General features: G+C 52.7%; 24 protein-coding genes and 1 tRNA gene. 18 read left to right on the top strand and 7 right to left on the bottom strand.

Going from position 1 to position 17229, the window contains the following annotated elements; all coding sequences use genetic code 11:
- Positions 1-166: 166 nt before the first annotated feature.
- Positions 167-919 carry a DUF5131 family protein gene (locus J1W56_RS00220; protein WP_223611192.1) on the top strand — a complete coding sequence of 251 codons (753 nt, stop codon included), beginning with the start codon at positions 167-169 and terminating at the stop codon, positions 917-919.
- Here the strand turns inward: J1W56_RS00220 and tcmP are convergent.
- The 3 genes from tcmP to J1W56_RS00205 all read right to left on the bottom strand — a co-directional run bounded on the left by tcmP (position 914) and on the right by J1W56_RS00205 (position 3135).
- Positions 914-1783, bottom strand: a complete 870-nt coding sequence (gene tcmP, locus J1W56_RS00215; RefSeq protein ID WP_223611191.1) for a three-Cys-motif partner protein TcmP — start codon at positions 1781-1783, stop codon at positions 914-916. The genes J1W56_RS00220 and tcmP overlap by 6 nt on opposite strands.
- Positions 1784-1809: 26 nt before the next feature.
- Positions 1810-2049: a hypothetical protein gene (locus tag J1W56_RS00210; protein ID WP_223611190.1), complete on the bottom strand. Its 240-nt coding sequence runs from the start codon at positions 2047-2049 to the stop codon at positions 1810-1812.
- A 348-nt stretch (positions 2050-2397) separates the two neighbouring features.
- Complete coding sequence (locus J1W56_RS00205) at positions 2398-3135, bottom strand: S24 family peptidase (protein ID WP_223611189.1); 738 nt, start codon at positions 3133-3135, stop codon at positions 2398-2400.
- A gap of 71 nt (positions 3136-3206) precedes the next feature.
- Between J1W56_RS00205 and J1W56_RS00200 the strand changes: the two genes are divergently transcribed.
- From J1W56_RS00200 to J1W56_RS00170, 7 genes are all read left to right on the top strand, one after another.
- Positions 3207-3407 (top strand): helix-turn-helix domain-containing protein, encoded by a 201-nt coding sequence (locus J1W56_RS00200; RefSeq protein WP_223611188.1) that lies wholly within the window; start codon positions 3207-3209, stop codon positions 3405-3407.
- Positions 3404-4516 (top strand): DUF2312 domain-containing protein, encoded by a 1113-nt coding sequence (locus J1W56_RS00195; protein WP_223611187.1) that lies wholly within the window; start codon positions 3404-3406, stop codon positions 4514-4516. The genes J1W56_RS00200 and J1W56_RS00195 overlap by 4 nt, the downstream gene beginning before the upstream one ends.
- On the top strand, positions 4513-4743 hold the full coding sequence (locus tag J1W56_RS00190) for a hypothetical protein (RefSeq protein ID WP_223611186.1): 231 nt from the start codon (positions 4513-4515) through the stop codon (positions 4741-4743). The genes J1W56_RS00195 and J1W56_RS00190 overlap by 4 nt, the downstream gene beginning before the upstream one ends.
- Positions 4740-5069, top strand: coding sequence for a hypothetical protein (locus J1W56_RS00185; RefSeq protein ID WP_223611185.1), 330 nt, complete (start codon positions 4740-4742; stop codon positions 5067-5069). The genes J1W56_RS00190 and J1W56_RS00185 overlap by 4 nt, the downstream gene beginning before the upstream one ends.
- Positions 5033-5401 carry a hypothetical protein gene (locus J1W56_RS00180; protein WP_223611184.1) on the top strand — a complete coding sequence of 123 codons (369 nt, stop codon included), beginning with the start codon at positions 5033-5035 and terminating at the stop codon, positions 5399-5401. Before J1W56_RS00185 ends, J1W56_RS00180 begins: the two co-directional genes overlap by 37 nt.
- 65 nt (positions 5402-5466) lie before the next feature.
- Positions 5467-6000, top strand: a complete 534-nt coding sequence (locus J1W56_RS00175; RefSeq protein WP_223611183.1) for a GIY-YIG nuclease family protein — start codon at positions 5467-5469, stop codon at positions 5998-6000.
- Positions 5997-6221, top strand: coding sequence for a LexA family protein (locus tag J1W56_RS00170; protein WP_223611182.1), 225 nt, complete (start codon positions 5997-5999; stop codon positions 6219-6221). The genes J1W56_RS00175 and J1W56_RS00170 overlap by 4 nt, the downstream gene beginning before the upstream one ends.
- Positions 6222-6241: 20 nt before the next feature.
- On the opposite strand, the gene J1W56_RS00165 is transcribed toward J1W56_RS00170, so the two are convergent.
- Positions 6242-7099 carry an HNH endonuclease gene (locus tag J1W56_RS00165; protein ID WP_223612356.1) on the bottom strand — a complete coding sequence of 286 codons (858 nt, stop codon included), beginning with the start codon at positions 7097-7099 and terminating at the stop codon, positions 6242-6244.
- A gap of 416 nt (positions 7100-7515) precedes the next feature.
- On the opposite strand from J1W56_RS00165, the gene J1W56_RS00160 reads away from it, so the two are divergent.
- From J1W56_RS00160 to nusG, 5 genes are read left to right on the top strand one after another with little or no spacing between them, the layout of a single operon-like run.
- Positions 7516-7722: a hypothetical protein gene (locus J1W56_RS00160; RefSeq protein WP_223611181.1), complete on the top strand. Its 207-nt coding sequence runs from the start codon at positions 7516-7518 to the stop codon at positions 7720-7722.
- A complete protein-coding gene (locus tag J1W56_RS00155) occupies positions 7719-8333 on the top strand; it encodes a DUF1376 domain-containing protein (protein WP_223611180.1) in 615 nt (204 codons plus the stop codon). The genes J1W56_RS00160 and J1W56_RS00155 overlap by 4 nt, the downstream gene beginning before the upstream one ends.
- Positions 8320-8550: a hypothetical protein gene (locus J1W56_RS00150; RefSeq protein WP_223611179.1), complete on the top strand. Its 231-nt coding sequence runs from the start codon at positions 8320-8322 to the stop codon at positions 8548-8550. The genes J1W56_RS00155 and J1W56_RS00150 overlap by 14 nt, the downstream gene beginning before the upstream one ends.
- Position 8551: 1 nt before the next feature.
- Positions 8552-8857: a LexA family protein gene (locus tag J1W56_RS00145; protein ID WP_223611178.1), complete on the top strand. Its 306-nt coding sequence runs from the start codon at positions 8552-8554 to the stop codon at positions 8855-8857.
- 20 nt (positions 8858-8877) lie between these two features.
- Positions 8878-9498 carry a transcription termination/antitermination protein NusG gene (gene nusG / locus J1W56_RS00140; protein WP_223611177.1) on the top strand — a complete coding sequence of 207 codons (621 nt, stop codon included), beginning with the start codon at positions 8878-8880 and terminating at the stop codon, positions 9496-9498.
- Here the strand turns inward: nusG and J1W56_RS00135 are convergent.
- Positions 9472-10131, bottom strand: a complete 660-nt coding sequence (locus J1W56_RS00135) for a hypothetical protein (protein WP_223611176.1) — start codon at positions 10129-10131, stop codon at positions 9472-9474. The two genes, nusG and J1W56_RS00135, sit on opposite strands and share 27 nt — an antisense overlap.
- A 1-nt stretch (position 10132) precedes the next feature.
- The gene (locus J1W56_RS26030; RefSeq protein WP_223611175.1) at positions 10133-11386 is read right to left on the bottom strand and encodes an AAA family ATPase; all 1254 of its coding nucleotides are present in this window, start codon (positions 11384-11386) and stop codon (positions 10133-10135) included.
- A 379-nt stretch (positions 11387-11765) separates the two neighbouring features.
- On the opposite strand from J1W56_RS26030, the gene J1W56_RS00125 reads away from it, so the two are divergent.
- Positions 11766-11842: transfer RNA gene (locus tag J1W56_RS00125), tRNA-Met, on the top strand.
- 85 nt (positions 11843-11927) lie between these two features.
- On the opposite strand, the gene J1W56_RS00120 is transcribed toward J1W56_RS00125, so the two are convergent.
- Positions 11928-12842, bottom strand: coding sequence for an STM4504/CBY_0614 family protein (locus J1W56_RS00120; protein WP_223611174.1), 915 nt, complete (start codon positions 12840-12842; stop codon positions 11928-11930).
- A gap of 64 nt (positions 12843-12906) precedes the next feature.
- Between J1W56_RS00120 and J1W56_RS00115 the strand changes: the two genes are divergently transcribed.
- The 4 genes from J1W56_RS00115 to J1W56_RS00100 are packed head-to-tail and all read left to right on the top strand — an operon-like array spanning position 12907 to position 17228.
- Positions 12907-13455 (top strand): terminase small subunit-like protein, encoded by a 549-nt coding sequence (locus J1W56_RS00115; protein WP_223611173.1) that lies wholly within the window; start codon positions 12907-12909, stop codon positions 13453-13455.
- Positions 13415-14671: a PBSX family phage terminase large subunit gene (locus J1W56_RS00110; RefSeq protein ID WP_223611172.1), complete on the top strand. Its 1257-nt coding sequence runs from the start codon at positions 13415-13417 to the stop codon at positions 14669-14671. The genes J1W56_RS00115 and J1W56_RS00110 overlap by 41 nt, the downstream gene beginning before the upstream one ends.
- The gene (locus J1W56_RS00105; protein ID WP_223611171.1) at positions 14668-16098 is read left to right on the top strand and encodes an anti-CBASS protein Acb1 family protein; all 1431 of its coding nucleotides are present in this window, start codon (positions 14668-14670) and stop codon (positions 16096-16098) included. The genes J1W56_RS00110 and J1W56_RS00105 overlap by 4 nt, the downstream gene beginning before the upstream one ends.
- Positions 16099-16103: 5 nt before the next feature.
- On the top strand, positions 16104-17228 hold the full coding sequence (locus J1W56_RS00100; RefSeq protein WP_223611170.1) for a hypothetical protein: 1125 nt from the start codon (positions 16104-16106) through the stop codon (positions 17226-17228).
- Position 17229 lies beyond the last annotated feature (1 nt).

Here is a 17229-nt window from a genome sequence, read left to right as displayed (position 1 = left end):
AATTATTTTGACGAGCCGGTCTCGCTCTGCCAGAATCAGCGCAACAAAAAACCGCCCAGAGGCGGCCCGCGTGTCGGTTTGTATGTTTTGTCAGTCAACGTCAGGAGACAGAAACCAGACATTAACAACAAACGGATTATTTACTATGATCAGCAAGGAGGCTCAAATGGCCGAAACCTCTATAGAATGGACGGATGCGACTTGGAATCCTGTAGCTGGATGCACAATCCTGACTGCTGGTTGTACAAACTGTTACGCAATGCGCATGGCAGCTCGCCTTGAAGCTATGGGAGTTGAAAAATACGTCGGCACAACTCGTAAGAGTGGAGGGCGGGCAAAATGGACTGGCAAGATGGTGATGGACGAGAAGGCCCTCACTGTGCCTGAGAGTTGGTCTAAGCCGCGCCGGGTTTTTGTTAATTCAATGTCCGATTTGTTTCATGAGGCTGTCGAAGCCAGTTTCATTCAAAAGGTATGGAGTGTGATGGGGCGAACGCCGCACCACACCTATCAGATACTGACAAAGCGTCCTGATCGCATGGCAGAGGTGCTGTTGTCCGGAAGTTTTCCTATCCTTCCAAACGTTTGGTTGGGAGCGAGCGTTGAAGACGCGCGCGTACTGTATCGGCTCGATGACCTTCGAAAAGTTCCCGCAGCAGTTAGGTTTGTATCGTATGAGCCGCTGATCGGATCTGTCGCCGGAGGAGACCTGACAAATATACATTGGGCAATCGTGGGTGGCGAGTCCGGTCCCAATGCTCGGCCTATGGACCCGAAATGGATCGATGAGATCTATGATCAATGTTCTGATGCCGATACCGTCTTCTTTTTCAAGCAATGGGGTGGAAAGAACAAAAAAGCCACGGGCAGGGCATATCGAGGCCGCACTTGGGATGAAATGCCCCAGGCCACGTTATGATTTGAGGATGTGGTTTCCAATCCGCTTTGCTAATCCAATAGCTTTTGGCTCTGGATTTGATATGGCCAGAAACAGAGCAAAGATTGGTACTCCTCGATCATTGAAAAGTCTTTTTGGTGGAAGAACTGCTGGGAAAACGGTTCGCAGCCGTTTCTGAACGTAAGTTTCGATGGCTTCAACGTCAGCAGTGCGTTGATATGCTTCATCAAATTCACCGAGTAGGTCAAAGCCCTTTCGGCCTTCGTACCATTCCTGTTCCCATTCATCCGTTCCGAGCATCCGGACTAACGCGGCGCGCTTGTCAGGGCTGAGCTTGGCGGGATCGCGAGTGGCTTGCCTAAATATGCCAGACAAGGAAACCAAATACCAAACGTCTATGGCCTCAGTCTTCTGAATGGCTTCTAGGGTACTCCAATTCACCGCCATGCCGTAAGGGTCAAGAAACATAACAGCTCGTTTCCCGGTCCAATTTTTTTGGTTTAGCTCAGAGATTATTGCCTTGTTCGCATCTGCGCGGACGACATCAATTCTACGGCCAGGGTAGTTGCTTACCAGTTTGAGCAATGCTTGATAGTGCCGCTTTTTCTGCTCCACTAGAACGATGCGATCAAACATTGGTAGCACGTCAATGGCTATCTGAGCCGAACCTCTCCGCTGTTCAATGCGCTCTGCGGTGTCCTCCCCAAGTAGCCCGCCTTCAATGGCAGCATGGACAATCGTGCGCACTCCTGTACCCGCAAACGCGTCGATGTACCAAAGTTCGGAAAACTTATCGTCGAGGGCTTGCGTGAAAGCTTTTAGATAGCGTTCCACTAGTGAAAGCTTCAAATCTGTGGATAGATTGCCAAATTCATGGTCGTTCATTTATCCCCCAAAGTATGCCGTGATTTCTATTCCATATCCGGCACATCACCTGACTGAAATAGGACAGTCGGCGGTCCGTATTCCCCAATGTCCGGCTGGGCTTCTCGCGCCCAGGCTATGACACCGACGTGCTTGCCGGCCAGATCCCGCGCAGTTCGTATCGCACGGTCTTCCACCTCAAATTGCATTGCCTCAAAGGCGGGCGAAAGCTCGCCTTCGTCAGATCGGTCAAATGCCATGACAACTATGAGGCGAACGGGATCCATCAATACCACCAAAAATATCTGTCAGGAGACTCGACTCCGACTTTCAAAACTGCTTTTCTAAATGGAACAAAAGAAGAACATAAGCAGGCGAGAGATGTTTGATGGTACTCCCTTTGTCCATCCGGACGCCTATCGATTGGTCGTCGAGCTGTCGAGTGTATATGTCGCTTGCGACGATTGCGGGCATTCGCGGGTGCTGAGATTATCCCATCTACAGACAGCGTCTTCGCTAGGCATCCATAGCTATCTACAACTTTGCCGGAAAATCCGTTGCGGCGCGTGCCCCCGAAGGCCGCCGTCCGCCCGGAATCTGACGATCCGGCCAACGTGGATTTGTGAGGAAGTGGTTCAGACCGTGGCATGAAAGACGATCTTATGAACGGAGAATACCTTTTCGTTGTCAAACTCCAGTTCCTTGCTTTCACCCTCTTCAGGGTTGTGCTGGCGAAGACGAAGAACCTTTGATGAACGGGACACGAATTGCTTGATATAGCTCTCAACCGGCTGATCATCGCCATTCTGTAGTATCTGTGCGACGACATCATCATTCGCGCGGACTGGCTCTTGAGGGTTTAGCCACACCGTTTCGCCGGCCATGTATCTTGGCTCCATTGAGGTGCCAAATACCCGCACAGCATATGCGCCTTCGACACCTTCCAAGCCAGGAGGACAGAACACGCGGCCAACTTCGGATCCGTTGAGCACAAACCGGCCATTTGGGCCGCCAATGGATTGGCCGAGCAGCGGAATAGAGCTGTCCGTAGGGAACTGTTGGTACTTTGGCGGGAAGCTGGCGTTTGGCCGTGACTTTGGACGCTGTTGACTTGGCTCCAGGTCTAGATCTGGTGCGATGATACCTTCAGGGCCTTTGCCTTCACCCGTCAATAGCCACCCGGCGCTAACCCTATAGGCTTTGGCATATTGTTCCGCTGCCCGGATCAAGCCTCGCTCGCCGCTTTCATGCTGGGTGTACGTGACGTACTTCCAACCGAAGAAATTGGCGGCATCGATAGCTTTGGCGAAGCCGCGAGCCAAGCGGGCCTGTTCAAGTCGAATTGCAGGTTCTGGACGGGTCTCTTCTTTCATGCCTGCATCTTGCACATTTTCAGTATGCATTTCGACTTGACACAATAGTTTGCGTTACGCATACTATTTGCATGAGCGACATCATCATAAATCTGCCGGCTATCCGAAAAGCCCTCAATCTCACCCAGACCCAGCTTGCAGTTTTGGCTGGTGTTGACCTCTCGACGGTATGGCGATGGGAGAACCATGGCGTACCCACACGGGGACCAGCCAAGGCATTCATTGATCGACTTGCCTCCGACGCGTCGAAGATTGCGGAGCGCGCAGCATGAGTGCCGCCGACGCCCAACTGAAATCCATTATCGATCGTGTTCTCCGCTTGAAGGAAGAGCAGGACGAACTGGCAATTGAAATCCGCGAAATCTATGCGGAGGCCAAGGGCAGTGGCTACGACAAGACCGCCTTGGGGCAGGTTGTCTCCCACTTGCGTAAGGTCGAGAAGGTTGGTCGGGATGCGCTCACCGAACGCGAAACAATGTTCGATCTTTATCTCACCTCTTATGAAACTGGCACGACGCTTGCTACGCATACGCATGAAGCAAAAAACGGATATGCCTCCCAGAAGGGCATCGATCCCAAGCTTGCACATACCATCGTAACCGGCATGCAGACCGAAACCGGTCGCAAGACTCTCATCGCTGCCGTCGACATCATGATCGAGCGCGAGGAGCGTATCGATGCCGAAACCGGCGAAATCCTCGACGATACGGTTTCCTTCGATGGAGAGGGACAGGAAGCCCCAAGCAGTGACGTGGATGCGGATGCTGCCAACACGGGAGGCGATGATGTAAACAGCAGCGCAATGCGCGCCAGCAGCGACGTGGAAGTCGTCGCAACCAATTCGCCGGAAACGGCAAACGAAGTCCCAGCGCAGGACGGCGGCGGCACAGCTACTAGCGAAAGCTCTAGCGGTAAGTCCAATGCGGCGCGACCAGCGTCTGTAGACGCCCAACTTAACGCCGGAGGGCAGGCGGGACAGGCCTGCGATAGCGACGTGACAGTTGTCGGTACCGAGAGCGGAACCGTCGCCAATTCTGAGATTACCCCTGACCCGCGACCTTTGACGGATGCCGACGGCCATCCGCGTATACCAAGCTCTTCTCCCGGGTGCGCAAAAACCAATGGATTGCAGTCCATTGGCGGTCAGGGTCGCGAAAGCGAGAACTGCATAACGGGGAACCAAGAAGAGCAAGCCGTCGACCAATTCACACCTCCTGCGTTTCTGAAAGCTGCATCCGAAGGACCGAAGCTCAATCCTCAATGCCAAAAGGCTGCGAAGGGCGAGAAGTGCACCTTCTCTCACAGCATGGCCTCCTGCTGGCGCTGCACTGACAGTGCGATGAAGGAAAAGTCGGCCGCATCCAAACGGGTGTCAGCATGAAGCCGACCGATCACTTTACCGACGTAGAACTCGACGACGTGCGCGAGCAGGCAACTCAAGGTCATCCGATTTCGCCATATTCGGTCCTGAGCCTCATTGATCGGCTCGAAGAGTCCGAGCGCGTCTCCGAGATCCGGTTACGCCGCAAGAACGTCGCTGAAAAGCGCCTTCATCGCGCCAAGAAGACAGCACGCTCGTCCGTCGAAGATTTGGAGGTTTCAAAGTGACCTCCAACATCCTTCTCATTGCTCGCCAGACAACCCCGCGCTTTTCTCCCGAGCGGTTTGGTTTGAGCATGTCTGGCCACCGGAGCGAGGTCATTTGCTCCGGTGGCCTCTTTTCTTGCCTTCACACGGGACAGGATAGTTCCGGCAAGAAATCCAATGCTTTCGAAATTGCCGGTATCCAGATCCCCATCCGTGTAACCGGCCTTCCCATCATCTGTTTTTCCGTCGCTCTCCAAAGTGTTCAGTTGCTCGTCGCTCATGACTGCAACCGTATTGGAGAGTTTTTGTCATGGGTAACAAACCTTTTGTCGAGGACGACAAAATGAATGACGTGTACGTCAAAGAGGCCCGCGTAATGGGCGAATTCCTCTTGCGCCGCGAGTATCGGGGCATAGGGGACACAATCGAAGCCGCCGCGCACCGTGTACAGACCAAGTTTGGCGCGCCTGCTTCAATCCTCCTGCGTCTACGCCACCGGCGAGAGATGAAGGACATGATGCTTTCGAGCTTCGCGGCAATCGCCGAGGCATATCAAAAAGCATCCTCCAAAACTGACCAAATCTACGAGAACGAAAGGTCCATCCATGCGCCCAATTCGAAAGCTGTGTGGCTGGCTGATCTTGTTTCTGGAACGAAAACGTCTGAGCGCGATCAGTAAACTACGAAGCTTTTGGCGCCGGCTCGTTCAGCGAAAGAAACAAAGAAAATGCGAAAGGGATCAACGTGACAGTATACTTCGCCAGCCAGATTGATCGACCTGATTTGATCAAGATTGGACACACCGACAACGTTACGAGACGCATGCGCCAATTGGCGGCATCGTTTGAGAACGGCATTGAACTGCTCGCTACTACTGAAGGCGGCAAAGAAGCTGAAACGACGTTTCATCGAATGTTCAGCGCATTTCGGGACGAAGGGGAATGGTTCAAACAAAACCCCGCCCTTCAAGCAATCATTGCCTTTGCTGCCGGTGATGCAGGAGAGCGAACTGTCTTCCGACGGCGCCTGGCTAGTGCGGTCAACTCTGCAGAAACCGATTGCCAATTGGCGCATGAATTAGTCGGCCGGTTGTTGAAGGCCTCGCGGGAACTGTCAATCGCCGGTTCACTTGAAGAGGTTTTTTCTCAACTTTGTGAACGCAACCCTGTTTGGTCACGAAGGCGCGTTCGCTCGATCTGGAATTGCGAGACCAATCGTATCGATCATTACGAGATCTGCGACCTCCAAGCGCTGGCAGAAGAGGGGGGCCAGCAATGACAGCCTACGGCCTTACACCACGCCAATCAGAACTGATGACGTTCCTTGCAACCTATGACCGGGATCGCGGATACGCGCCGACGTTCGACGAGATGATGAAGGCTTTGGGCTATCAGTCCAAATCCAGCATCGACCGCCTTCTGAACGCTTTGGAAGAGCGCGGCCATATCTGCCGCATTCCCAATAGATCCCGGTCTACCAGCATTGCGAGGCCGGCATGAACGTTCTCTCGCCACTTGATCTAATTCTTGGCTTCTATCGTGAGCATCCTAGTAGCCAATGTGGAGTTGTAATGGGCGCCATCAGCGCCCGAATGAACGCGCCGGTGGCAGTTAGGACAAAGCGCGATCACGTGCCGCGGATCGTCGGGGCCGCCATCTGTCATTCGTCGAATGTGATGAGGTTCCAGATATGGAACGCCATTCGACCGCAGAAATGGGGCAGGGGCTTCGCAACCCTCACAATCACCCATCGCTCGGGCAACGACGTAGTCACGAACATCTCGGCTGCGCTCGAAAACAGTAGTCGTCTTCTTTGTTTTACCTGGGCTGTCCTTGGCGGCCTCCATTGCCTTTTTGCGAAGTGCCGCAAGATCAGGCGCCGCTGCGCCAATCGCAGGCGCAACCGCTTCAACGACTTCAACCAGGCTTCCGATCGGCCTCAGCTCAAAGACAATGGCGTCGCGGAGATTGTTTTCACGATCTGGTGCGCGTTCGATGTGGTGAGAGTCATAGACAAACTCGTCCTCAAATCTCAGGCCGGCCTTTGTCTTGGTGAAAAGAAGCAGGCTCTTACCGTCAATCGAGTGGTTCGCAACAGCCTTGTTGCCGGCACGAATGGACATGTCGCCGACCTGGCCTTCGCCGAAGTATTCAAACACTCCATCGGGACGCCACCGGTCAGCATAGCCGTGTTCAAGGCCTTCTTCGCCCGTAATGATAACAACCAATCCATGCTTGGCCGGCGAGATGATCCCGCCTTGTTGTTGCCCCCCGAAAGGCGCGTGAATGTCTCTACGCCGATTATAAATACGGCCGCGCTCAAAGCCCCAACTCATAGAATCCCCCAAACGAAATATGCCCCGATCGAACCCTTTCATCTCGATCAACGTTTTTCAATGGGAGTCGCTGCATGAGCGACAGGCTCCACACATTCATCCTCTGCGGTTTGGCCCTCATTGGCGCGGCAATCCTGTTCTGCGCTTACTCATTGCCGGCCGACGCACTGCCTAAACCAGCAAACCCCGTTTCAATCGTGAGGTGCAACCATGGCTAAAAAACCAAAGGTATCCGTACGTCTTGAAAATCTGATGTCTCAGGTTCGTGCTGGGAAGGCTATCTGCCTGACCATCCGACATTCCGAGGTTGGCGACGAGCGGGAATACTGGATCGAACCAGGGGGGAGCATCCGTAGGTGCCTGGGCGGTCCATCGCGCTCTCGAGCTCGGTCTGATAGTCCCCGCACAAGACGCGCTGTTTCCCGACATGGACAGTCAAACTTATCGGGCGGCTTGAGATGACGGATCGCATTTCAAGCAGCGAAATGGCTGAAGAACTGAACAAGCTCGTGATCGGCAAAGCAAGTTGGCTTCAGGATTTCTCACAGGGCAAACGAAAGCGGCCTGACCACGAAATCGAAACTCGTTGGCGTGAATTGAAGGTCTTGAAACAAGCGGCATCCGATTACAGCGCTGCATCAGAGCGCAAACGAGGTGCGGCATGAAACACGGATTGGAATGGTACAAACACGAGCCCAGAGCCTTCATTGATGGCGTTCAGGGTATGGGACCAGAGCTTATCGGCGCATACATCGTATTGCTCGATCTCATTTACGCACGCGGTGGCGAAACCATGCGCGATGACCGCCATCTCGCTGGCATTCTGGGCTGTTCAATCCGCAAAGCAACGGCACTGACAGAGGGGCTGATTGAGCAGGACAAGATCCAATTTGAAGCCGGTTATCTCTCCAATTCACGCGCAAAAAGAGACGTGAAATCAGCGCGAAACAGTTATGAAACCCGCTCGAAATCACAATCTGATAGGCGCGAAAATGAAGCCGAAGTCAATGAAAACAATGGCTTAAAAGACAAGCCTGAGACAAGCGCCTTTAATAGAAAAGATAAGAACAGAATAGATGAAAAACCTAACAGTTTTTCAGGGCGCACAAGTGCGCGAAAACCCAATGGATTTGTCCACATTCGAAAGCCCTTAGAGGCAGCACGATCACTCATTCAGGAGTTCCAAAACGATGAACAACGCGGAGAAGATCGAGGTAACCAAATCACTGGCGAAGCTGTTCGGCAGTTTCCCTCAATCGCCCATGTCCGATCCTGACTTGCAGATCCGCGCTTATTTCGATGCGGTTGAAGAATACGAATGCCAGGACATACTCGCCGCGGTGCATCGCTTCCGGCTCGGTGAGGTCAAGGAGGTCAACAAGGCCTTCTGCCCGTCAACTGCCCAGCTCTGCGACGAGGTGCGTTATCGCAAGCAGATGCGCGATATCATGGCGCGAGCCGGCGTCAAACCTGGATCACTTCTGGTGCAGTGACATGTCTGAGAGCATTCAGGAACGCGCAGACCGGATTATCGCAGTGAGCCCAGCGCTGGCGCGGGAGATTGCCCGCCGGTTCAATGTAGAGCCGTCCGGCCTGACCAAGCGCCAGGCCGAAGCATTGGCCTTCCTCAAAGGCTTCCAGTCTGAGCACGGCGTTGCGCCGACCTATTCCGAGGCCGCCGAAGCTCTTGGCGTCTCGAAGACAGCCGCGTTCAACATGATCCATCGGCTTGAGAAGCGCGGGCACATCCAAATGCTGTCGCATCAATGCCGGTCAATCACACTCGTAGACGCAGCATAGGGGCCAGACAGGGACGGGATATGAAAGCTGGTATCGACAAGGACAAGCACTGGTACGTGGTTCGCACGACGGTCAAAGGCGAAGAAAGGGCTTTCGAGAACATTCTCAAAGCTGGATATGCCGTATATTTCCCACGCCGTCGCGTCGAGGTGCAGCACAGGCGCACCAAGACGTTTGTCGTGAAGGAGCAGCCCCTGATGCCGCGATATCTGTTCGTTGGGCAGCGAGCCGTCAATCCAGACTTCTACACCCTGCGCAATTGTGACGGTGTTGAGGGCATTCTTGGCGTGGACGGCCGTCCGCTGCGTGTGTCGGGCAATGACGTGGAAGCGATCTACATTGCAGAGATTGGAATGGATTTCGACGATACGAAAGCCGCCCGCATTCACCGTCGGGAGGAGGCGGTATCAATCAGGGAGAACATCGCCCGGCAGTTTCCCGCCGGGCAGGGTGTGGTTGTCTCCGACAAGAGCAACCCGTTTGCAGCGTTTGGCGGGGTTGTGGAGGAGGTAACAAGGACGGGCAGGATCGTCGCGCTGATGGAGATATTTGGGCGAATGACGCCGGTGGAGTTTAAGGTAGGGCAAATATCGTCCGTTGGGCCTAACCGATTTCTAACTTTCCAAAGCTGGGAGACTTGATAGAAATATTCCAAGGCTAGTGCCGGTTTCAGCTATCTTTAAGAGTTCTTTACCGTGGATTGGCTTTGCTAACGCTTTATAACAGTTATAATCTTTCGAGAACCGTTCGTCGCTTTTGGATAAATGTATTTTTAAACGGCCAGCACAATTTTTGGTCTGCTCTTTTGTTGTCTTCGCGTGAAAAGACAGTACCCAACAATCAAGGGAATGGACCGAAACGGCAAAAATGAACTTATCCTGATCTTGCTCGTAAAGATCAGAGCCAATTTTGTTGATAATTAGGTTTTTCGTATCCTGAATTATGTCAGCAACTGCCCGATCAGCTCCTTCGAGAGTCAAAGGAACTCCAAAATTTGGGTGGTCGCCGCAGTCCGTATCTATTTGAATTACAATGTATTCATTGTGGGCGAAACAGTCGGTAATTGTCTTCGAAATTGAACATTGCTCTAGTACTTTCTCCCAACCACCTAACGATTCTTTGTCTTGGCGTGATGCATCAGTGGCATCCCTGAGAGGTTGAATGTGGTTCACGTAGACGTCGACACTCCCGAAAGCATCGTAATACTCTTCGATAATATGTTCCAAAATTACTTGATCAGTAATGCCTTCAGTTATCAGTGCAAAACTAGTCATATTAAAACCTTTTAGGGAGGCCGCCTAATGTACCACTTAGAAATGACTCTGATAGTCGAACAGGATAACCATCAGAGCTATTAGGTTTGTTGACGCGTTTTATTCGTGTGTTTCCAGACCTCCCTCTGTCAATTACAAAGAGGCGCTGCTGATCGTCGTCCAAGTTAAGGCCATCTAGCACTGCCGGATTATGTGTAGTGAATATAACTTGCTTGTCATTCTTTACCGCTAGTTCGTTAAGTGTTTTCATTAATTGTGAACATAGCTTAGGGTTGAGTGAAGCATCAATATTGTCAATTGCGAAAAACTTGGGAGTTAATGTGCTCGTAAAAAGAGTGAAGTAAAAAGCAGTGAACAGAAAGCCTTCATTAGCACTGCGTTGGTCAAATATTCGCTGACTTTTGTCTAAAAAGATATCACGAATTGCCATTTGTGATCTACCATTCTCATCGATGATTTCGAAGTCCTCGAACCAGCCAAACAGCCTAAGACAATCTTTGATTTGCTTAAAAGGCGTAAGGTCATTTCCTTGGGCCATCACTGAAAGCAGTTTGAGTAGACCTTCCCCGTTTATGCCCAACGGTAGTATTTGGCCTTCCTTTTCAAAAATGCGGAGGGAGGAGTTCTCGGGCGAATAAATAATGAAGTCGCCAAGCGATACTCCGCGGGCTGCCATAAGTTTCTCGGCTGTTGGTGACGGTAAAGTCAATGTTATTGGGAACACGCGTGCGCGCTTTGGATCATCGACATTCAATTCCAACTGCTCATCAATTCTAGCTTTGGTAACTGCTAGTTGTTCCAAAAGTTGGTCTGCAATTTTCATCATGTCTTCTGTAGGTGTAACATGGCGGAGATAGTCCACGAGTAAGTGACCAACCTCGCGGATTTGCATGGGCCCACCAGGCTCGGTAAACGATCGTTCCGCTTCCCATTCTGAATAGGGACTATTGTCGTTGTTGAGCTCACTGGTAATTGTCAGGTCATTGAAATCGGTAACAGAAATTGTAATCGGTTTTTGACCATTTTCGATCTTAAATGCCGACCTCATTAAGAGCGGCGGGGTCACTCTTACGCCGCGCGAGGAAAGAAACTCATTGTCCAGCTTATCTGCAATAGAAGCACTAGCCAGAGCGATTGCTTCGAGAATATTGCTCTTTCCCGCGCCGTTCTCACCGATGAAAACATTGACACGACCAAGCTCTAAATTGATGTGGTCGATTGATTTAAAATTTTTTATTTCAATGGATTTTATCACTGGTTACCAGTCCGATGTCTCGATGTTCACATTTAACGCGAACCTTCAGTAGCACTTTGACACGCCTGCATTCAAGGCGCGCCGAGCGACCAGATTTTTTTGAGGATATATTCGATGCGTCAGTATCATCGAGGTAAAGGCGGCTTGAATGTGTCAAAATTGATGTTGCAGATAAGATAATAGTCCTTTCAATAGGATTAAAATCAGTTTAGAATCCGCATTGGATGATTTGATGTTCAGTGCGGACCTATGGACAGGGAACACTCGCCGGTCAAACCCAGCCCGAGCAGACAGCTTGCGGCAGATGGAGGTTTATGACCGACGCATGGGAGAGCTTCACGGCTTCCCGCCATGGAAATCTATTCACAAAATTCAGTTTCGCAGGATGGCGCAGTTCGGTAGCGCGCTTGGCTCATAACCAAGAGGCCGTCGGTTCAAATCCGGCTCCTGCAACCAGTTCAGGATGGCGGGTAAACCCGCTAGACGGCAAATCTAGCCGCCATGAAGACATGGCCCGTCCTGATACATCTCACTCAACGTTTCAGGGCATCGCCTTGTACGCATCTACCAGAAACAAGATCGTCGCCGCAGTAAGGTGCAGCACATATCTGACAAGTTCGACTGGAACCTCGGGCGTAGGGTTAGTGCCCGCACCATGGCCGGCAGCGCGATTGCGTGGTGTTGGAATACCGCTCTCTAAAACACTGCGTAAACCTGCCAATTGCGATTGGTAGAATGCAGGTACAACATTGTTGTTCAACATAACATCTACCAGCTGTTTCGCAGTAGCTTTATCCGGAACGGTCCAGCCCTTCTCGTTGGCGATGATTTTCATGGTGCTTTCGAAGGCCTTAAGGCAGTCCACCAAAACTTCAGATCCCTTACCGTGGCGCCAATGCTCAAAGGCATTTCTGAATTCCGTATTGGCATTCCTAAAGATTGGATCGGCCAGTAATGCCAGGGCAGGTAGAACTGCTTGACTGTGTAGGACATGAGAATCAATCCTAATTAGCCTGCCTTCGTCACAAGAGTATCCGAAACCAGAAATTCGGCATCTTTCATTGAATTCGAGCAACGCATCTGCACATCGTTGTCGCAATTCGACAGCCGCATTTTCGTCTTTTGAAAAGTTAGTTAATATCCGGAGCATTAGATCGATAGCGTCGATCAGTTTTTCATGTGATGTCTCATTAACGAGGAAGTCTCGGAGCTCATCACCCTTAAACGTTCTGTACTTGTTACATAGGCTTTCTTCTCCAAACTCTTTGCGAAGAACGTCAACAATCTGTTCGTAAAAATGCTCCGGATAAGAGGATCCGTACACACCAAAAACCTCTTGAATAATCAGCATGAACTGATTTTGAAGTTTTTTCGGTACGATATCGTATTCATATACGTCGATGTTTACGCCCAATTCACGTTGACGACGTCTGGAATATAAATCAACAACTGGCATTGTTCGTCTTATCCTCCTCAACAAGTCAATCAAGCCTTTACTGAAGCTGAAAGCAAGTGACCGCATGCCCCGCGAAAAAGCTCTCAGCAAAAAAAAGATCAAAGAAATCGCTGATAAGGCAGAAGGCGGGATAACAGCAGAGCCAGGTAAGCGGCCTCTGGAATTCAAGCAGTCAATCGCGGACATCATCTGTGACCGCATAGCAGACGGACAGAGCCTTCGTGAGATTTGCCGCGATGACAACATGCCTGCTTCCTCAACGGTCTTCAAATGGCTGACAAGAGTCGAAGCCTTCGCGGAGCAGTACGCACTCGCGCGCGAAGCCCAGGCTGATGCCCTGTTCGATGAAATCCTGAACATCGCCGACGACGGTTCGAATGACTGGATGGAACGCAAGGGCGACGATGGCGCTGCTCTTGGATGGAAAGAGAATGGCGAGGCATTGAGACGTTCTCAGCTTCGCGTCGATGCCCGCAAGTGGATGGCTGGCAAACTGCGTCCGAAGAAGTATGGCGAGAAGGTTACGCTAGCCGGTGACGCGGAGAACCCCATAGGCCCGCAGGTGATCCAGATTGTTGCAGCGTCACCGAAGTCAACCAAGCGCAAGGATTGAACTGCCGCCGAAGCTGGTCCCCTTATTCACGGCGCCGCGAGGATCGGTCCAGTATCGCGGTGCTCATGGCGGACGCGGATCGGGTAAATCTTACAACTTCGCCAAGATGGCAGCGATCTGGGGATATGCTGAGCCGCTTCGTGTTCTCGCCACTCGTGAGTTTCAAGTTGCGATCAAAGAAAGCTTCCACGCCGAGTTGAAGGCGGCAATAGCCTCCGAACCTTGGCTTGAAGCGCACTACGATGTTGGCGTCGACTATCTGCGCGGCCGGAACGGAACCGAGTTTATCTTTCGCGGCCTTCGCCATGGCGTGAATACCATCAAGTCACTGGCAAAGATCGACCTGACGATTGTCGAAGAAGCCGAGGACGTACCTGAAACATCGTGGCTGGCGCTTGAAGCGACGGTCTTTCGCCAGCCCAAATCAGAGCTTTGGCCGATATGGAACCCGCGCCTTGACGGTTCTCCGGTCGATCTTCGCTTCCGTAAGAGCCCGCCGCCGAACGCATTGATTGCCGAGCTCAATTGGCAGGACAACCCGTTCTTCCCATCCGGGCTCGATACACTTCGGGTGCGCGAACAGCAGCGCCTCGACCCAAACACCTACGCTCACGTCTGGGAAGGCGCATATCTCACCAATTCAGATAGCCAGGTCTTCGCCGGCAAGTGGAAAGTCGAAGAGTTCGAGCCAACAGAATATTGGGATGGACCATATCAGGGCGGTGACTTTGGTTTCTCGCAGGACCCGACTGCCGCGGTTCGCTGCTACGTCGTCGACGACATACTCTACATTAGCCACGAGGCGGGCAAGGCACAGCTTGAGCTGGATGACACGCCAGCATTCCTGAACATCGGCATTCCCGGATTTGCCCAGCATGTTACCCGATGGGACAGCGCGCGGCCGGAAAGTATCAGCCACCTTCGTCGCCATGGGCTGCCGAGATCGGATTCGGTGGAGAAGTGGAAGGGCAGCGTAGAGGATGGAGTCGCATTCCTCCGGTCATTCCGAAAGATAATCGTCCATCCGCGATGCACTGGCATTGCTCAGGAACTACGGCTCTACAGCTACAAGGTTGACCGCCTGACGGGTGATATCCGGCCCGACATCGTCGACGCCTGGAACCACTACATCGATGCGCTGCGCTATGCGGTTGCTCCTATGATCAAGCGGCCCGGTAGCGCTGCCATGTTCCTAAAAAAGAGACATCGCACATGAACGCTATCCAAATGGTCGCAAACGCTTTGTCGCGCCGTCTCGACACAATGTTCCCGGGTTTCTTCGCCCAGACGAAACACAACCACTATGCTGACTTTGGTTTCCCGGTCACGCTCGCGTTTCAACAGCTCTACGACATGTATCTGCGCAACGGTATTGCGCATGCAGGCGTCGACAAGACGATCCTCAAGACATGGCAGGATTCGCCGTTCCTGCTCGAATATGAGCGCGACGGGTCAGAACATAGCAACGCGGATGATGGTGCTGGATCAAAAAAGGGATCAGGCAAACAGTCAAAGCTTGCAGCCGAGACCACGCTGGAAAAGCAAATCCGCCAGCGATTTGATGATCTTCGCCTTTGGCAGAACCTCGCCGAAGCAGATCGCCGCTCCATGGTTGGCCGATATGCGGGCATCATCATGCGGTTCGCCGATGACAAGCGATTTGCGGAACCTGTCGATCATGTGCCCGGTGGCCTCGATGGGTTGGTTGAGGTCATCCCAGCTTGGGAAGGTCAGCTTTCGGTTCACGAATGGGACACCGACGAGATGTCGGAGACCTATGGGCAGCCGAAGATGTTCCAGTTCAATGAAGCCAGTGTTCAAACCGGGCAGGCCAATTATCGCAACTTCCAACTTCATCCAGACCGGGTGATTGTCTGGTCGAAGGACGGAACGGTCAATTGCCGCTCCATGCTGGAGCCTGGTTACAATGACCTAATGACGCTGGAGAAGATCAGCGGTGCCGGCGGCGAGGGCTTCTGGAAGAACGCCAAGTCTTCACCTGTTCTGCAGGTCGCACCGGAAGCGCGCATTGAAGACATGGCCAAAGCCATGGGTATTTCTGCTGACGAAATCGCCGACAAGATGGACGAACAAGTCAGCGATTGGCAGAAGGGTTTCGACCGGATGCTGATGCTCCAGGGGATGGAGGCCAAGACACTTGGCATCACCCTGCCATCCCCCGAGCATTTCTTTGCCATTGCGCTTCAATCGTTCGCGGCATCCGTTCCGATCCCCATGAAAGTTCTGGTTGGATCGCAGACCGGACAGCGGGCCAGCACAGAAGACAATGACGAGTGGGCGCGGACGAACATGTCCCGCCGAACAAGCCAAGTCATGCCCAACACCATGGCCTTTGTTCAGCGGCTCGAACGCGTCGGCATCCTTCCTGAAAAGGATTGGTATCTCGACTGGACCGACCTCACAGAAAGCTCGCCGGGAGAGAAGATCGATCGCGCGAACAAGATGGCCGACACCAATCAGAAGATGAGCGGCAGCGGCGAACTTATTTTCACGCCTGAAGAGATCAGGGCAACCGTCGATATGGAACCGCTGTCGGAATCCGAGAAGTTCCGCGACGACACGACGACGGATGACAGCCTGGCCGCAACAACGCCGGCCGCCAAGGACCTACCCAAGGAATAGATCAAATGAAACAGGTTCGCATCAACATCCGGACGCTTGCCAATTCGACATCGATCCGGCGCGAAAAGCGCAACGGCCGGGATGTGATTATCGTTCCCAGTGCCACGCTTCCCGACAACGTCGTCATGAACGAGATCATGTATCCGGCTGACGAGATCGAAAAAAGCTATGTCGGACTGAACCGTAAACCGGCGCCGCTTGGCCATCCGACGATCAACGGCAAGTTTGTCTCTGCCAGCGATCCAGAAGGCCTGAACATGGGCTGGATCGGTGCATGGAACGAGAATGTGCGCCGCGAGAATGGGCGCGTGCTGCTCGACAAGGTGATCGACGTCGAGACGGCCAACCGGAGCGAAGGCGGCAAAGCCGTTCTCGCTGCCATCAGCAAGGGCGACCCGATCCATACCTCAACGGGGCTCTATTGCATGATGGAAGCCGCCAATGGCGACGTTCCTTACAAAAACATCGCTCGCGACATCGTGTTCGACCATGACGCCATCCTTCTTGATGAGGAGGGCGCGGCCACCCCTGAACAGGGCGTCGGCATGCTGGTCAACTCGAAAGGCGAGCAAGAAGAAGTCGAAGTCATCAACTCCGCAATCGACGACGCGGATCGTGACTTGGATTGGGCACTGGACTCAGCCGCCCGAGCTCTGGAGAAGCGCCAACGCGCGCCTCTCATAGAGCGAATGAAAGCCGCATTAATCGAAGCATTCAGCTCCGAGCGGGAACCCTCTGCAAATCGAAAGGAAGATGACATGACTGTTGAAGAACAGATCAAGGCGCTTTCCGCGAAGGTTGATACCCTCTCGGAAGGTGCAGGCAAGGTCAGCGATGCTCTGTCAAAGGCAATCACTGATGCCGTTACCAACGCCGTGAAGCCTTTGGTGGATGCCCAGGCTGAAATGGTCGCCAGCCAGAAGGCCAAGGACGATGCCGAAAAGGCCGAGCTGGTCGACAAGATCGTCAAGGCCAACGTTCTCAGCGAATCCGCTGCGAAGGAGCTGACCCTGAACGCGCTCAAGGAATTGGCTCCCAAGGCTGTTCCCGGCAAGGCCGCTCCGTTGAATTCGGCCTTCAAGCCGAATGTTGATGGTCCTTCATTCAAGCTTCCGGAAGGAGACAAGTAAT

The sequence above is a fragment of the Phyllobacterium calauticae genome (assembly GCF_019991125.1).
In the GTDB taxonomy this organism is placed as follows: Bacteria; Pseudomonadota; Alphaproteobacteria; order Rhizobiales; family Rhizobiaceae; genus Phyllobacterium; species Phyllobacterium calauticae.
Note: the sequence above shows the minus strand (reverse complement) of the source record. Positions and strands in the feature narration are given on the sequence as shown.

Coding starts and splice junctions, on each gene's coding strand:
- J1W56_RS00115 (WP_223611173.1), top strand. CDS start 12,907: ATGCCCCGCGAAAAAGCTCTCAGCAAAAAAAAGATCAAAGAAATCGCT.
- J1W56_RS00170 (WP_223611182.1), top strand. CDS start 5,997: ATGACAGCCTACGGCCTTACACCACGCCAATCAGAACTGATGACGTTC.
- J1W56_RS00135 (WP_223611176.1), bottom strand. CDS start 10,131: ATGACTAGTTTTGCACTGATAACTGAAGGCATTACTGATCAAGTAATT.
- J1W56_RS00160 (WP_223611181.1), top strand. CDS start 7,516: ATGACGGATCGCATTTCAAGCAGCGAAATGGCTGAAGAACTGAACAAG.
- nusG (WP_223611177.1), top strand. CDS start 8,878: ATGAAAGCTGGTATCGACAAGGACAAGCACTGGTACGTGGTTCGCACG.
- J1W56_RS00220 (WP_223611192.1), top strand. CDS start 167: ATGGCCGAAACCTCTATAGAATGGACGGATGCGACTTGGAATCCTGTA.
- J1W56_RS00195 (WP_223611187.1), top strand. CDS start 3,404: ATGAGTGCCGCCGACGCCCAACTGAAATCCATTATCGATCGTGTTCTC.
- J1W56_RS00190 (WP_223611186.1), top strand. CDS start 4,513: ATGAAGCCGACCGATCACTTTACCGACGTAGAACTCGACGACGTGCGC.
- tcmP (WP_223611191.1), bottom strand. CDS start 1,783: ATGAACGACCATGAATTTGGCAATCTATCCACAGATTTGAAGCTTTCA.
- J1W56_RS00200 (WP_223611188.1), top strand. CDS start 3,207: ATGAGCGACATCATCATAAATCTGCCGGCTATCCGAAAAGCCCTCAAT.
- J1W56_RS00145 (WP_223611178.1), top strand. CDS start 8,552: ATGTCTGAGAGCATTCAGGAACGCGCAGACCGGATTATCGCAGTGAGC.
- J1W56_RS00155 (WP_223611180.1), top strand. CDS start 7,719: ATGAAACACGGATTGGAATGGTACAAACACGAGCCCAGAGCCTTCATT.
- J1W56_RS00150 (WP_223611179.1), top strand. CDS start 8,320: ATGTCCGATCCTGACTTGCAGATCCGCGCTTATTTCGATGCGGTTGAA.
- J1W56_RS00165 (WP_223612356.1), bottom strand. CDS start 7,099: ATGAAAGGGTTCGATCGGGGCATATTTCGTTTGGGGGATTCTATGAGT.
- J1W56_RS00105 (WP_223611171.1), top strand. CDS start 14,668: ATGAACGCTATCCAAATGGTCGCAAACGCTTTGTCGCGCCGTCTCGAC.
- J1W56_RS00180 (WP_223611184.1), top strand. CDS start 5,033: ATGGGTAACAAACCTTTTGTCGAGGACGACAAAATGAATGACGTGTAC.
- J1W56_RS00210 (WP_223611190.1), bottom strand. CDS start 2,049: ATGGATCCCGTTCGCCTCATAGTTGTCATGGCATTTGACCGATCTGAC.
- J1W56_RS00120 (WP_223611174.1), bottom strand. CDS start 12,842: ATGCCAGTTGTTGATTTATATTCCAGACGTCGTCAACGTGAATTGGGC.
- J1W56_RS00205 (WP_223611189.1), bottom strand. CDS start 3,135: ATGAAAGAAGAGACCCGTCCAGAACCTGCAATTCGACTTGAACAGGCC.
- J1W56_RS00100 (WP_223611170.1), top strand. CDS start 16,104: ATGAAACAGGTTCGCATCAACATCCGGACGCTTGCCAATTCGACATCG.